Genomic DNA, 13,625 nt, shown 5'->3' with positions numbered 1-13,625 from the left:
CATGCGATTGCCGAGCCTGACCCATCTGCGCTGTTTTGAAAGCGCCGCGCGGCATCAAAGCTTCACTGCCGCGGGGGAGGAACTGGGGCTGACCCAGAGCGCGGTCAGCAAGAAGGTGAAGGAGCTGGAGGCCGATCTGGGATTCGACCTGTTCCAGCGGGCGGGCCGCGGGGTGGTGCTGACGCCGGCCGGGCAGGGGCTGGCGGCCGATCTGGAGCTGGATCTGGCCGGCTTGCGCGCCACCCTGCAAAAGGCAGCGGCGGCCGGGGCGGGGCGGTCGGCCCTGCGGATTGCGGTGCTGCCCGCTTTTGCCAACCTCTGGCTGATCCCGCGGCTGCCGGATTTCTTTGCCCGCCACCCGGAGGTGGAGCTGAGCTTTTCCACCCGGCTGGAGCCATTTGATTTTGCCCGCGAGAACTTTGACCTGGCGGTGCACTACGGGCTGGATAATTGGCCCGGCACCCATATGGCCCCGCTTTTCGGCGAGGAAATGGTGCCGGTCTGCGCGCCCGGATTCTTTGCCGCGCATCAGCTGGAGCAGGGGGGCAATCTGGCGCAGGCGCCGCTGCTGCACCTGGAAAGCCGCTCGGGCTCCTGGGCGGAGTGGTTCGAGCGCGCAGGGCTGGCGGGCGCGCCGCGGCAGGACGGGCGCTATTTCGACCAGCACTCGATGGTGATTGCAGCCGCCACGGCGGGCCTGGGCGCGGCGATCGTGCCTTATGACATGGTGGCGCGGGAGATCGCGGCAGGCGATCTGATGCGCATCCCGGGGCCAGCGCTGGAGTCGCGCAAGCGTTATTTTCTCGTGCGTCCGCAAGGGGTTGTGCCGGAGGCGGTGCAGAAATTCGAAAGGTGGCTAAAGAAGCAATTGCGTTCGAAGTGAGATTGAGATGTTTTGCCCGGCCGACAGGCCGGGCTGCACCTGCCTGCCCCCCCGGCAGGTGCATTCGCACCTACCCAGGCAGGTGCAGCCCTAAGTGGCTTATGCATGTACCATGACAATCTGGAATTAGTCGTGTCGTAATGGGCTGGTATTTCAAGACCGGCTTTCGTTTCATTCTGGCTTTGCCAAAACCAGCAGGGAGCCTTTGCCATGGCCCAGTTCCGCCGCGCCAGCCGTCTCGACCCTATTGAAGTCTCGGAAATCCTCACCATCGGCGCCAAGGCCGCGGAGATGAAGCGGCAGGGCGCACCGGTGATCATCCTCGGCGCGGGGGAGCCGGATTTCGACACGCCGGACCACATCAAGGAAGCCGCGGCTGCCGCGATGCGGGCAGGGGAGACCAAATACACTCCGCTCGGCGGCACGCTGGCGTTGCGGCAGGCCATCCAGGCCAAGTTCAAGCGCGACAACGGTCTGGACTATGCGCTGGATGAGATCATCGCCGGCACCGGCGCCAAGGAGATCCTGTTTGATGCCTTCATGGCCAGCCTCAACCCCGGTGATGAGGTGATTGTGCCGACGCCTTACTGGACCTCATATTCCGACATCATCCGCATCGCTGGCGGGGAGCCGGTGCTGGTGCCCTGCGGCGATGATACCGGCTTCCGGCTGACGGCGGAGCAGCTGGAGGTGGCGATCACCCCGCGCACCCGCTGGCTGCTGCTGAATTCGCCATCGAACCCGGCTGGCGCGGGCTACAGCGCCAGCGATTACCAGCCGCTGCTGGAGGTGCTGCTGCGGCACCCGGATGTCTGGCTGATGGCCGATGACATGTATGAACACATCACCTATGGCGGCTTTGAGTTTGCAGCGCCCGCGCAGCTGGAACCGCGGCTGAAAGACCGGGTGCTGACGGTCAACGGCGTCTCCAAGGCCTATGCGATGACCGGCTGGCGGCTGGGCTATGCGGGCGGGCCGAAGGCGCTGATCGACGCGATGAAGGTGGTGCAGTCGCAATCGACCTCGCATCCCTCGTCCATTTCGCAGGCGGCGGCTGCGGCGGCGCTCAATGGCCCGCAGGAAGTGCTGGCAGAGCGGCGGGCCAGTTTCCAGGCGCGCCGCGATCTGGTGGTGGAGGCACTGAATGCCATGGAGGGGATTGCGTGCCCGGTGCCGGAGGGGGCGTTCTACACATTCGCCAATTGCGCAGGCGTGCTGGGCAAGAGGACGCCAGAGGGCGCGGTGCTGGAGACAGATGCGGATTTCTGCGCCTATCTGCTGGACCAGCACCATGTGGCGGTGGTGCCGGGCCGCGCCTTTGGCATCTCGCCTTATTTCCGGATTTCCTATGCCACCTCCGAGGCGGAACTGCGCGAGGCGTTGAGCCGGATCGGCAGGGCGGTGTCGGCGCTGGTTTAAGCGGTTCAAAATGTTCCGCCCGGCCTCTCCCACGGGAGGGCGCTTCGCACCCACCCGGGGCCGGGCACTGCCGTCAGCGTCTTAGGCCTGCGCCATTTCTAGCTGGCGGCGGTTGCGGGCGTTGGACCAGGCCTGCACCAGCTGGCGCTGAAGCGCGGCAGCGGCGAGGCCCAGGGCGATGCCGCCGAAGATCGCCAGCGCATCGTTCAGCGGGCTGCGGCCCTCCAGCCCGATCATCGGCATCAGCAGCTCCGGCACGAAGCGGTGCAGCAGGTAGATGGGGAAGGCCGCCTGCGCCAGCCGCATCACCGGGCGGGCGGCAAACCGCGGTACCGGCAGGCGGGTGATGAACAGCAGTCCGGCAATCAGCGCCAGGAGCCACATGTACTTGATCCAGCCGCCGTACCAGTTGCCGCCGAGATAGGCGGCTGAGGGCATGATCACGCAGGCCGCCCCCAGCACCATCAGCCGCTGCCCCAGCGTATCGGCGGCGGTGATGCACCAGCCGAGGGCAAACAGGTAGAAGACCCAGGGCACGGTGAACTGCGCCCGCCCGCCGATCTGCCAGATTTCCGGTGCGGCCAGACGGATGGCAATAGCAAATGCCAGGAAGCAGAGCCCGGTGCGGAAAGCGCCCTGCTGCACCAGCCAGCGCCGCACCGGCGGCAGCGCAAACGGCAGCGCCACCAGCAGGGTCATCTGCAGATAGGCCTCGATGAACCAGTAGAGATAGGGCAGCATCAGATGGGTTTCAGGCGTGGTCAGGGCAAAGTTCCCCGTCAGGAAGACCGAGACCCAGGGCACCTGCTCCCAAGCCGCGGCATAGCCCGCCAGGATCAGGTAATAGGGGATCAGCACCGCCGCCACCGGCTTGAAGAAGCTGCCCATACTGCCGGATTTCAGCGCCTCCCAGCGGAAGCCTGCGACGCTCATCCCCATCAGGATCACCATTGCGGCAGCACCGCCGTAGACCGGCCAGAAGGTCTGGTGCGCAGTGACCACCGCCAGGATGGCAATCACCCGGGCAATCAGATCGAAGGGCAGGCTGGCGGAGGGCGCCGGGGCGGCCTGCTCGAGATCCTTGACCGGCATCTCTTCCCAGCCCGCGGGGGCGCCGCCCAGGGCCTCGTCCAGCGCCAGCGACAGCTCCACATGGCGCAGCGAGTCGCCGCCGAGCGAGGCAAAGCTGTCGTTGCGGCCCACGGTCTGCGGTGCAAAGGCGGCCTGGTAGGCGGCCAGCACGCCCTTGGCCGGTTGCAGCTTGGCGGACTGCGACTTGAGCACCGGATAGTCGATCTTGCCGTTGGCGCGCCGCGGCAGCGAGCTGCGCGGGAGCACCGTGAAATGCTGCTGGCCGACGCCAGTGAGCCGGGCCGCCAGCGCGGCGATGCCGTCCTGCGGCCCGCAGATGGCGATGGAGATGCGGGCATCATCGCCCCAGACCGCGGCCTCGTGCCCCTGGGCGGCCAGGGCGCGCTCGATGGCGTCATGGCCGATGCGCAGGCCCGCGATCTTGGACATGCGCGACAGCCGCCCGGTGATGTGGTAGAGGCCGCTGGCATCGCGCCGGGCCAGGTCGCCGGTGGCCAGTTCGCTGAGTTCCGCGCCCTTGGCGAGATCGGCGCTGTCCTCAGCATAGCCTATCATCACATTCGGGCCCTGATAGCAGAGTTCGCCCTCGCCCTCGGGCGCGGTGATTTCCCTGCCGCCCGCACCGCGCAGCAGCAGGCGGCCGCCGGGGATAGCGCGGCCGGCCGCGCCGGGGGCATCCAGCGCCTGTTCCGGCGGCAAGTAGCTGATCCGGGCTGTGGCCTCGGTCTGGCCGTACATGACGAAGAAACGGCCGGCGCGGGCCTGCATCCGGGTGGCCCAGGCGCGGACCTGATCCGGTTCCATGGCGCCGCCGGCAACAGTGAGGGTCTTGATGTTTTCGGGCAGCGTGTGCGACAGGCCTGCGCTTTCCAGCAGCCGGAAATGATGCGGAACGCCGGCCAGGCTGGTGGCGCCGGAGGCCGCCAGCGCAGCGGCGAAACCGGCATCCAGCACCGAGCCGGGGGCAAGCCAGAGGCTGGCGCCGGCCGCCAGATGCGAATGCAGCACCGACAGGCCGTAGGAATAGTGCAGCGGCAGGATCAGCGCGGCGCGGTCCTGGCGGCGGATCTCCAGGTAATCTGCAATGGCGCGGGCGTTGCTGTCCACCGCAGTGCCGGACAGGCGCACGCCGCGGCCGTGGCCGGTGCTGCCGGAGGTTTGAAGCAGCAGGGCCAGGTCCGGATGCACCGCGGCGGGATCGTGGGAATGCGACAGCAGCTGCCAGCTGCCGCCTGCGCGCCGGAAGCTGGCGGCGGGGCGGAAGCGTTCTTCCAGCCGTGCCGCGGTTGCCTCATCCCCGGCCGGCAGCGGCATCACCGCATGGCCGGCAGCCAGGGCGCCGAGATAGGCGGTGATGGCGTCCGGTTCGGCTGCGGCCTCGACTGCGATCAGCCGCCGGTCCAGCGGCAGCTGGCGGGCAAACTGTTCGGCAGCATCCGCCAGCGCGGCATATGACAATGTGGTTCCGTCCGCCGCGATCAGGCAGGGACGGGCGCCGAATGCGCGCAAATTGGCCAGCTCGTAAAACATCCGCAACTCCTTCGAGCGCGGCGGGTATTATAATTTACTAATTTTGTCAATTATTGCCGGGCGGTCTTTTTGACCCGGCGTTGCGCTGCGCGGGATCGCTGCAGGCCCGGCAGCTGTGCGCGGCAGGTTTTCGCTGATATCCGGGGAATCCGCCCGCTGTCTGCCGGCCGCGGCCGGTGTCACTGGCCAGCCTCCGTCAGCAGCGCCCACAGGCTGGCGGCCACCGGCCCGGGCGCCTGGTCGCGGCGGCGCAGGGCAAAAAGCTCCGAGCGGCGCGGCGGGAAGCCCTCCACCTGCAGCGGCACCAGCGTGCCGGCTTCGAGGTCGCGGCGGATCAGATGTTCCGGCATGCCGCCCCAGCCCAGCCCGGCGAGGATCACCTGCCGTTTGGCGGCGAAGTCGGAGACGGTCCATTTGCGCCCGCCGGGCAGCAGGTCGCGGCTTTGGCTGCTGTCCGGGCCGCCGGTGCCAGCCACCACGATCTGCGGCAGGGCCTGCATCTCCTGCAGGGGATGCGGACCCGGCCCCAGCTGTCTGGCAAGCCCGCGGGCGGCGACGGGGCGGATTACAACCTCGGCGATCTTGCGGGTCTCCACCTCCTCCAGCGGGACGCCGTCCAGGGTGGCAATGGCGAGGTCGGCGGCGCCCTCCATCAGCCGGGCGATCGGGCCGCCCATCATTTCGGTGCTGAGGCGGATGTGGGTGGCGGGGTAGGCCTGGCCGGTTCGCTCCAGCACCGGCAGCAGAATGTCCAGCGGCAGCGTTGCGGTGACGGCAAGGCACAGCTCCGCCTCCTCCCGTGCCCGCAGCCGGGCGGCGGTTGCCTGCAGCGCCCGCATCTGGCCGAGAACGCGGGTGGCTTCGCGGTAGAACACCTCCCCCTCCGCGGTCAGCCGGGGCCGGTATTCGTCCCGCGAGAACAGGGTCAGCTCCAGCTCCTCCTCCAGCAGGCGGATGGCATGGCTGACGGCGCTTTGCGATTTGTGCAGCCGTTCGGCGGCTTGCCGGAAGGTGCCGGTCAGCACGATGGCCTCAAAGGCGAGGAGCTGGTCGTGTTTCATAATGATGCTATTTTTCGATCATGTTGGTGAGAACTCAATATTATCAATAGATGAGAGTGCGGGGTAGCAAAAGCCATCATGTCAACAGGAGAACTGACCATGAAGCTTTACTACAAACCCGGAGCCTGCCCGCTGGCCAGCCATATTGCCCTGTATGAGACCGGCGCCGCCTTTGAGATTGAGGCCGTCGATACGGACAAGGGGCGCACAGAAAGCGGCCGCGACTTTGCCGAGATCAACCCCAACGGCTATGTGCCGGCGCTGGAGCTGGAGGACGGCGCCGTGCTGACCGAAGGCGCAGCGATCCTGCAGTATATCGCCGACCGCCACCCGGAAGCCGGGCTGGCGCCGGAGCCGGGCACCCTGGCGCGCACCCGCCTGCACGAGGCGCTGAACTGGATTTCGGCGGAAATGCACAAGGCGTTCGGGCCGCTGTTCCGCGCAGGCAGCACGGAGGCGGAACAGGCCGCTGCCAAGCTGGCGGTAGCCGCCCGCTTCGACCGGGCCGAGGCAATGCTGTCGGACGGCCGCGACTGGCTGGTGGACGGGCGGTTCTCGGTTGCGGATGCCTATTTCTTTGCCGTTGCCAACTGGGCCAATTTCACCGGCATCGGCCTCAGCCGCTGGCCCGCCGTTGCGGCGCTGGCGGCGCGGGTTGCCGAGCGGCCTGCCGCGCGGAAGGCGATGAAGGCGGAAGGGCTGATCCAGTGACCGCCGCCGATCATGCCCAGGTGGCTGCGCTGATGGAGGCCTATTTCGAGGGGCTCCATCAGGCCGACAGCACCATGCTTCGCCGCGTCTTCCACCCACAGCTCTCCTATGTCTGCGCGACCGAAGGGGATGAGCTGTACCTGGATCTCGATACCTACATGGCGCGGGTCGACGGCCGCGCGCCGCCTGCCGGGCGCGGCGAGCCGCGCGACGAGGCGATCCTGGAGATCGCCTTTGGCAGCCCCCGCATCGCCCGCGTCACCGCGCGGATGAGCATGATGGGGCGCGACTACCTCGATTTCCTGACCCTGGTGCGCCATGCCGGCGAATGGCGGATCGTCACCAAGGCCTTCACCTATCTGCCGCGAAAGGACTGAGCCATGCCCTATGTGAACATCAAGGTGACACGGGAGGGCGGACCGGACGGCACCGGCCCCTCGACCGAGGAAAAGGCGCGGCTGATCGGCGGCGTGACCAGCCTGCTGCAGGAGGTGCTGGGCAAGAGCCCGGCGACGACCTTTGTGGTGATCGACGAGGTGGCGCTTGCGGATTGGGGCATCGGCGGCCTGCCGGTGGAGCAGTACAGGGCGCAAACCTAGGCGCCGCCTGGCGGTGCCGCGGGGGCGGGCGGCGGCAGGGGTGCCGCCGCCTGCCTACTTGGCGATCTCATCCATGGCGCGGCCGACGGTGAAGCCATGCAGCATGGTCGACAGCAGGATGGTCAGCCCGATCAGCGACCACAGCTCCGGCTCGTTCACGAATTCAATGTGGGCGCCGGCATAGCACAGGTAGTAGATTGAGCCGATGCCGCGCACGCCGAAGACGGAGACCACCAGACGGTCGCGGCGGGTGATGCGCGAGCCGGCCAGCGACAGCCAGCCGGCCAGCGGGCGGATCAACACGATCAGCAGCACCGCGATCAGCACCAGGGCCGGCGACAGGTCGCCCAGAATGACCGGCAGCACATTGCCGAGCGCCACCAGCAGCAGCGCCGTCAGGGCGTGCTCGATGGTCTCGCAGAAGTCGTGCAGGCGGCGGTGGAAACGGTGTTCGTTCTCGATCCGGCGCAGGGTCAGCCCCATCGCCGCCACCGCGATGAAGCCGTAGCCTTCGACCAGTTCGGTGGAGCCGTAGCACAGCAGCACCCCGGCCAGCGCCACCACGCCGGAGCCGGTGTTGGCAAGCGCAGCATGGGCGGGATAGACAAACAGCACCTGCCCCAGCACCCAGCCGCCGCAGATCCCCATCGCGGCGCCTGCGGCAATCCGGTAAACAACGTCGATTGCCAGCCAGTCCAGCAGCCAGCCCTGCGGGTCGAGTCCCTGCAAGGCCACGATCAGGCCCAGGTAGACAAAGGGAAACGCCAGCCCGTCGTTCAGCGCCGCCTCGGTTGTCAGGGTGAATCGCACCGGGTGCTCGTCCCCCTCCATCGGCGGGCCGACCTGCACGTCGCCTGCCAGCACCGGGTCGGTCGGGGCCAGCACGGCGCCCAGCAGGATTGCCCCCGCCGCGGTCATGCCGCCGATCCCCCACCCCAGCAGGGCAACCGCGGCAATGGTCAGCGGCATGCCGATCAGCAGCAGCCGCAGGGTTGCGCCCCACCGCCTCCAGGGCCGCAGGCTGTCCAGCCGCAGCCCGGCTGCAAACAGTGCCACGATCACCGTCAGCTCGCTGACCACCTCCCAGGGTTTCGGGTGCAGGCGCGGGTCCGGCGCAGCCGGGCTGTCCGGCACCAGCCAGTAGGCTGCCATCCCCAGCAGGATCAGCAGCGGCGGCGCGGCCGGCTCCCGCGTGGAGACCAGTCTGGGCATCCAATGGGCCAGGATGATCACGCCGCCCGCCGCAGCCAGCATGACGTGATACGGGGCAAACTCAAAAAAATGCGAAATGTCCATAGATGCAACTGTACAGGATTTTCACCGGGACGCAGCGACGAGGCCCTGCAGTGCCGGAAGTGTCCGGCGGCTGCCGGCCTTTGCGTTCGGCACGCCGCCGCGCCGGCTTTAGCAATCCTTGCAGAGGCGCCAGCGGATTTCCTTGGCGCGTTCCACGAGGCCGGCAGTATGAGGGCCAGCGCCTCGGAGTTCTCGGTCACAACGCGGGGCGGCAGCGCAATCCCGGCCAGTGCCGCGCCTGCGGTGATGGCCGGAAACAGCGACAGGAGGCCGTAGAAAGCGATGCCCGCAGCCAGAAGCCCGGCGTCGGCGTCAGCCTGCCGGGACCACACCCCGCGGGCCAGGCTGAAAAGGCCGGATTTCGGGGCGGAATACGACTGCTGGCGGCTTTCTGGTGCTGTCATCGCTGGCTCCGGTTTGCGGGACATGATGGCTCAACGCGAGTCAGGGGGCGCCGCAGGCTATGTCCCTGCGGCGTCCAGCCGGCCGGTAGCCTCGCGGTGCAGCCGGTCCATCTCCTCGCGCAGGGCGGCTTCGGCCCTGGCGGCCAGCGCATCGCGGTGCGCGCCCAGCAGCTCGTCCTCGCGGCGGGTGGCGGGCAGCAGCGCCCCGATCAGGGCGCCGAGGCCAAGCGCGATGGCGCCTGCGGCCAGCGGGTTGTCGTCATAGAAGCTGCGGCCGCGCGCCGCGGCCTTGGCGGCGTGGGCCTCGACCTTTTCCTGCGCCTGCAGCGCGGCGGTGCGTGCCGCCAGCACCCGCTTGCGGGCCGCGTCTGGCAGCGCATCGAGGCCGGCGTTCAGGGTCTCGCGCATCTTGCTGGTGCGGAAGCTTTCGTCACTCATTCCTGTCATCTCCTTCCTGATGGCGGCGTCCGCCGCCGCAACGCGGGCGTCAAAACCGCTCATGGCCGCCGCGGGCGGCACCGCCGCGGCGGCGGGCTCCGTGCGGCGCGGGCGGCGGCCGGTGCCGGTGAACATCAAGGCCAGCCCGGCGCCCGCCAGGACCAGGCCTGCGGGGTTGCGCCGGGCGGCGGCCATGGCCTGGCGGCCCAATGCGCCGCCATAACCGCTGGCGGCGGCGGCCAGCTGCTGCGCTGCGGCCTGCGGCGCCACCGCGCCGGTCAGGCCGGACAGCGACGCGGCGAGGCGGCGGCGGTCGGCTTCGACCTGCTGTTCGAGGGTGTCAGTGCTGGGCATCGGCGGCCTCCTTGATGCTGGCGGCATCCTGTTTGACATTGCGCAGCGTGCGCGAGGGCAGCAAGGCGCTGCGGCTGAGCCGCGCCCGGCCGGCCAGCACCAGCGCCAGCGCCGCGGCCAGCAGCGCACCGCCGACGATCAGCGCCGCCAGCCCGGGGGCGATCCCCGCGGCGGCGATCCAGGCGACCAGCGCCGCGGCCAGCACATGCACGCCAGCGAGGGCCAGCAGCGCGGCCCCGGCGATCAGCGCCAGCCCGGTGCCGGCGCGGGCCGCGTTTTCCTTCAGCTCCGCCTTGGCCAGGGCGGCCTCGCTGCGCAGCAGCGCGGCAAAGCGGCGGAGCGTTTCGGTGAACAGCTCGGGGGCCTGGCGCAGGTCAGGATCCGGCATGGGGCGCCTCCGGATGGATCGGTGCGGCGGCGGGCCCGGCGGGCTCCGGCGCGCTGGCCTTGAGGAAGCGGGTGGCGGCAAAGCCGGCCAGGGCGGCGGCGCTCAGGAACAGCAGCGGGTTGCGGCGGGCAAAGGCGCTGACCTCCTGCACGGTTTCCTCCAGATCGAGGCTGCGCACCTGGCGGGCGGCGTCCTCCAGACGGCCGGCCACCGCCTGCGCCGCCTGCGCCTGCATGCTGCCGGGATCAAAGGCCTGCGCCGCGGACGCGGCCGCCTCGGCGGCGGCCTGCGCCTGCGCGGCGGCTGCGCTTTCGTGAAGCTTCTCCTCCACGGTACCCTTGGCCCGGCGCCCCAGATCGGCGGCCTGGCGGCGGGCCTGCTGTTCCAGTTCGGACGTATCGGTCATGTCATATGCCTTTCTGCTGTCGGGCTGTCACAGGTGAGCGTGTACTGGGGAAACGTGCCGGGGCGGCGGCGGGTTCCCTCAACGAAAGAAAAACGGCCCGGCTGCGCGAGCCGGGCCGGGCGGTGTCAGGAACGGGCCGTTCAGATGCTCGCAGCGGAAGACCGCGGGCCTGCGATCAGCCAGGCGATGAACCCCAGCACCGGCAGGATGAGGATGACCAGCACCCAGATGATTTTTGCGGCAGTCGAAGCCCCGGACCCCAGGACCTGGATGATTGCGTAGATGTCGGCAGCCAGGACCAGCAGGCCAATCAGACCATATTCCATAGTGTTCTCCCTTCGGCTAGGCGCTGTGGCAGGGTAACGCGGGCTGCCGGGCTTTGGTTCCCGAAGTCCGGCAAGTGGCTGATTTTATGACAGCTCTCCCGTCGTTAGATAGGGCCGGAACACGGCAAAGCCGCGCTGCGGGCGCGGCTTTGCAAACTGCGGTCTGTGTCCGGGGGCCGGATCAGTTTTCCTTGGTGGCGTCTTCCTCAGCCGGTTCCGTACCTGTGTCCTGCGCGGTTTCTTCAGCGGCTTCCGTGCTGCCTTCCTCGGCGGCCTCTTCTTCCGGGCTCTGGATGTCGACGGTCGGGACGGTCACGGTCACCTCTTTGGTGCCGGTATCGATGTCGCCGACTTCGGCCTTGAATTCGGGCAGCTGACCGCCCTCGACGCTGACGTCGACGTCAGGCAGGCGGGTTTCCTCGGTCTGATCGATGTCGATCATGTAGATTGCAAACACCAGCACAACAACTGCGGCAATGGCGGCGAAAATAACGGAAGGTTTCATAACTCGTTCCTCTCGGGTTGCATTGGCGGATCAACGCACGGCAAAGCGGGCTGGTTCCCGTCTTTTGCCAAGGCTGCGCCGGAAACCGCCGAAACCGGCTTTCCGCATCTGTCTGAACACAAAGGAAAAAGCCCCCGCAGAAATGCTGCGGGGGCAAAGTCGGCGGACCAATGGGGACGGGTCCAGAAGCAGTTACAGGCTGCTATCACAGGTAAGACGCCTGACCCGGAAAAAGGTTCCGTGAGGTTTCGTGTTTTTTTGCCGCCGCTGTTTGAGCAGCAGCAAGGAAGCCCGCAGGCGCAGGCCGCCGCCGGGCAAGCCCGGATGCCGAATCCGCTGTTTGCAGTGCCAGGGCGGCTCAGCTGTTCGGGCTGTCCCCCTCCGGTTCTTCAGCCTCTTTCACCTCGGGCCGGATCTGTGCCCAGGTCAGCAGCGTGAACACCGCCGTGCCGCCGATCACATTGCCGAGCAAGACCGGCAGGAAGAAGCGGAACACCGCCGGGAACAGGCCCAGCTCGCCCTGGACCATGAGAAAGGCCATTTCGACCGAGCCCGCGATGATATGGGTGAAATCGCCCAGGGCAATCAGCCAGGTGAACAGAACGATCAGCGCCAGTTCAGAGCCGTTGGCCCGCGGCAGCATCCAGACCAGCGCGGCGATCAGCACCCCGGCGGGGATGCCGCGCACAATCCCCTCGTGCCAGGACCGGCAAACCGGCGGCAGCCCGCGATGTCCCCAGGCCAGGCTCCACCCGGAGCCTGGCCTGGCATTCCTGCCTGTAATGTGAGTTATGTTAAATGAAAGGCATAAGAAAGCGCCGCAGACGGATGTCTGCGGCGCGGGCGGTGTTCTGGCCGGCCGGGCAACAAGGGGCCGGCTGCCAGGAAGAAGGCTCAGCCTTTCATCGGCTTCCCGGCAACATAGGTCTGCGCAATCGACCGGTCGTCGCCCAGGGTCTGCAGGATGAACAGCTCCTCCGACAGGGTTTCTGCCCGCTGCATCCGCAGGTCCATTGCCGGTGTGGCGCGGGAATCGAGCACCACGATATCGGCCTCGGTGCCGGCCTCCAGCGTGCCGACCTTGTCCTCCAGCCCCAGCGCCACGGCGTTGCCGCGGGTGATCCAGTGGAAGGCACGCAAGGGGTGCAGCTTCTGGTTCTGCAGCTGCAGTACCTTGTAGCCCTCGTTCAGGGTCTGCAGCATCGAATAGCTGGTGCCCGCGCCGATGTCGGTGGCAATCGCATTGGTGATGCCGCGGCTGCGCAGGCCTGCGTCGTCAAACAATCCGCTGCCCAGGAACAGGTTGGAGGTCGGGCAGAACACCGGCTTGGCCTTGGTCTCGGCCAGCGCGTCGATCTCGCGCGGCTGCAGGTGGATCGAATGGCCCAGCAGCATCTTTTCCGTCAGCAGCCCGTAGGACTGGTAGACGTCCAGATAGTCGCGCGCCTGCGGGTACAGCTCAGCGGTGAAGGCGATTTCGTCGTGGTTTTCCGACAGGTGGGTCTGCACGTAGCAGTCCGGGTGTTCCTGCACCAGCGCGCCGGCCATCTCCATCTGATCGGGGGTGGAGGTGATGGCAAAGCGCGGGGTGATCGCATACATGCCGCGGCCCTTGCCGTGGTATTTCGCGATCAGCGCCTTGGTGTCGTCATAGCCGCTGACCGGCGTATCCAGCAGCCCCTCGGGCGCGTTGCGGTCCATCAGCACCTTGCCGCCGATCATCCGCATGTTGCGGCGGGCGGCCTCGGTGAAATAGGCCTCGGCTGAGGTTTTGTGGACCGAGCAGTAGGCCACTGCGGTGGTGGTGCCGTGGCTGGTCAGCAGGTCGAAGAAATGCCCGGCCATCTCGGCACTGTGGCCTGCGTCGGCAAAGCGGGTTTCTTCGGGGAAGGTGTAGTTGTTCAGCCATTCCAAGAGCTGCGAGCCCCAGGAGGCGATCACCTGCACCTGCGGGAAATGCAGATGGGTGTCGATGAAGCCGGCCATCAGGATGTTCGGGCGGTGGTCGATCACCTGCGCCTCTGCGGCCTGCTGGGCCAGATCGCCATAGCTGCCCTTGGCCAGGATCATGCCGTCCGCGACCAGCAGCGCGCCGTCCTCGATGAACTCATAGGCGCTGGTGTCCTCAGCCCCTTGCGGTTCGGCGGTGAAGGAAAGCACCCGCCCGCGCAGCAGCGTCTGTTTCGATGTCATGTCTTTGATGTCCTTGGTTC

Annotated in this window: 15 protein-coding genes and 1 pseudogene; 5 read left to right on the top strand and 11 right to left on the bottom strand. The window is 67.7% G+C overall.

Annotated features, from left to right (window positions below):
• Position 1 precedes the first annotated feature (1 nt).
• Together KUW17_RS13880 and KUW17_RS13875 are read left to right on the top strand one after the other, a co-directional pair.
• On the top strand, positions 2-883 hold the full coding sequence (locus KUW17_RS13880) for a LysR substrate-binding domain-containing protein (protein WP_222480107.1): 882 nt from the start codon (positions 2-4) through the stop codon (positions 881-883).
• Positions 884-1,093: 210 nt separating this feature from the next.
• Positions 1,094-2,302, top strand: a complete 1,209-nt coding sequence (locus tag KUW17_RS13875) for a pyridoxal phosphate-dependent aminotransferase (RefSeq protein ID WP_222480105.1) — start codon at positions 1,094-1,096, stop codon at positions 2,300-2,302.
• An 81-nt stretch (positions 2,303-2,383) separates the two neighbouring features.
• On the opposite strand, the gene KUW17_RS13870 is transcribed toward KUW17_RS13875, so the two are convergent.
• Complete coding sequence (locus KUW17_RS13870; RefSeq protein WP_222480103.1) at positions 2,384-4,924, bottom strand: AMP-binding protein; 2,541 nt, start codon at positions 4,922-4,924, stop codon at positions 2,384-2,386.
• Positions 4,925-5,103: 179 nt separating this feature from the next.
• Entirely contained in the window at positions 5,104-5,985 is an 882-nt protein-coding gene (locus KUW17_RS13865; protein WP_222480101.1) for a LysR family transcriptional regulator, read from the bottom strand.
• 99 nt (positions 5,986-6,084) lie between these two features.
• Between KUW17_RS13865 and gstA the strand changes: the two genes are divergently transcribed.
• From gstA to KUW17_RS13850, 3 genes are read left to right on the top strand one after another with little or no spacing between them, the layout of a single operon-like run.
• Positions 6,085-6,696, top strand: a complete 612-nt coding sequence (gene gstA, locus KUW17_RS13860; RefSeq protein ID WP_222480099.1) for a glutathione transferase GstA — start codon at positions 6,085-6,087, stop codon at positions 6,694-6,696.
• On the top strand, positions 6,693-7,073 hold the full coding sequence (locus KUW17_RS13855; RefSeq protein WP_222480097.1) for a nuclear transport factor 2 family protein: 381 nt from the start codon (positions 6,693-6,695) through the stop codon (positions 7,071-7,073). The genes gstA and KUW17_RS13855 overlap by 4 nt, the downstream gene beginning before the upstream one ends.
• A gap of 3 nt (positions 7,074-7,076) precedes the next feature.
• Complete coding sequence (locus KUW17_RS13850; RefSeq protein ID WP_222480095.1) at positions 7,077-7,295, top strand: tautomerase family protein; 219 nt, start codon at positions 7,077-7,079, stop codon at positions 7,293-7,295.
• A gap of 54 nt (positions 7,296-7,349) precedes the next feature.
• Here KUW17_RS13850 and KUW17_RS13845 read toward each other — a convergent pair whose 3' ends face one another.
• From KUW17_RS13845 to guaD, 9 genes and pseudogenes are all read right to left on the bottom strand, one after another.
• Positions 7,350-8,549 carry a cation:proton antiporter gene (locus KUW17_RS13845; RefSeq protein ID WP_261397208.1) on the bottom strand — a complete coding sequence of 400 codons (1,200 nt, stop codon included), beginning with the start codon at positions 8,547-8,549 and terminating at the stop codon, positions 7,350-7,352.
• On the bottom strand, positions 8,525-8,995 hold the full coding sequence (locus KUW17_RS13840) for a hypothetical protein (protein ID WP_222480091.1): 471 nt from the start codon (positions 8,993-8,995) through the stop codon (positions 8,525-8,527). Before KUW17_RS13840 ends, KUW17_RS13845 begins: the two co-directional genes overlap by 25 nt.
• Positions 8,996-9,052: 57 nt before the next feature.
• Complete coding sequence (locus tag KUW17_RS13835; protein WP_222480089.1) at positions 9,053-9,787, bottom strand: hypothetical protein; 735 nt, start codon at positions 9,785-9,787, stop codon at positions 9,053-9,055.
• Positions 9,774-10,175, bottom strand: coding sequence for a phage holin family protein (locus KUW17_RS13830; RefSeq protein ID WP_222480087.1), 402 nt, complete (start codon positions 10,173-10,175; stop codon positions 9,774-9,776). The genes KUW17_RS13835 and KUW17_RS13830 overlap by 14 nt, the downstream gene beginning before the upstream one ends.
• Positions 10,162-10,581 (bottom strand): hypothetical protein, encoded by a 420-nt coding sequence (locus KUW17_RS13825; RefSeq protein WP_222480085.1) that lies wholly within the window; start codon positions 10,579-10,581, stop codon positions 10,162-10,164. The genes KUW17_RS13830 and KUW17_RS13825 overlap by 14 nt, the downstream gene beginning before the upstream one ends.
• A 140-nt stretch (positions 10,582-10,721) precedes the next feature.
• Positions 10,722-10,907 carry a PLDc N-terminal domain-containing protein gene (locus tag KUW17_RS13820; protein WP_222480083.1) on the bottom strand — a complete coding sequence of 62 codons (186 nt, stop codon included), beginning with the start codon at positions 10,905-10,907 and terminating at the stop codon, positions 10,722-10,724.
• Between the two features lie 181 nt (positions 10,908-11,088).
• The gene (locus KUW17_RS13815; RefSeq protein ID WP_261397207.1) at positions 11,089-11,412 is read right to left on the bottom strand and encodes a hypothetical protein; all 324 of its coding nucleotides are present in this window, start codon (positions 11,410-11,412) and stop codon (positions 11,089-11,091) included.
• Between the two features lie 358 nt (positions 11,413-11,770).
• Positions 11,771-12,109: pseudogene (locus KUW17_RS23345) on the bottom strand (formate/nitrite transporter family protein); the annotation flags it as partial.
• A gap of 197 nt (positions 12,110-12,306) precedes the next feature.
• On the bottom strand, positions 12,307-13,605 hold the full coding sequence (guaD, locus tag KUW17_RS13805) for a guanine deaminase (protein WP_222480081.1): 1,299 nt from the start codon (positions 13,603-13,605) through the stop codon (positions 12,307-12,309).
• Between the last annotated feature and the right edge of the window lie 20 nt (positions 13,606-13,625).

Source organism: Leisingera aquaemixtae (assembly GCF_019801145.1).
Classification (GTDB): Bacteria; Pseudomonadota; Alphaproteobacteria; order Rhodobacterales; family Rhodobacteraceae; genus Leisingera; species Leisingera aquaemixtae_A.
This window is presented reverse-complemented; position numbering and strand designations above follow the sequence as displayed.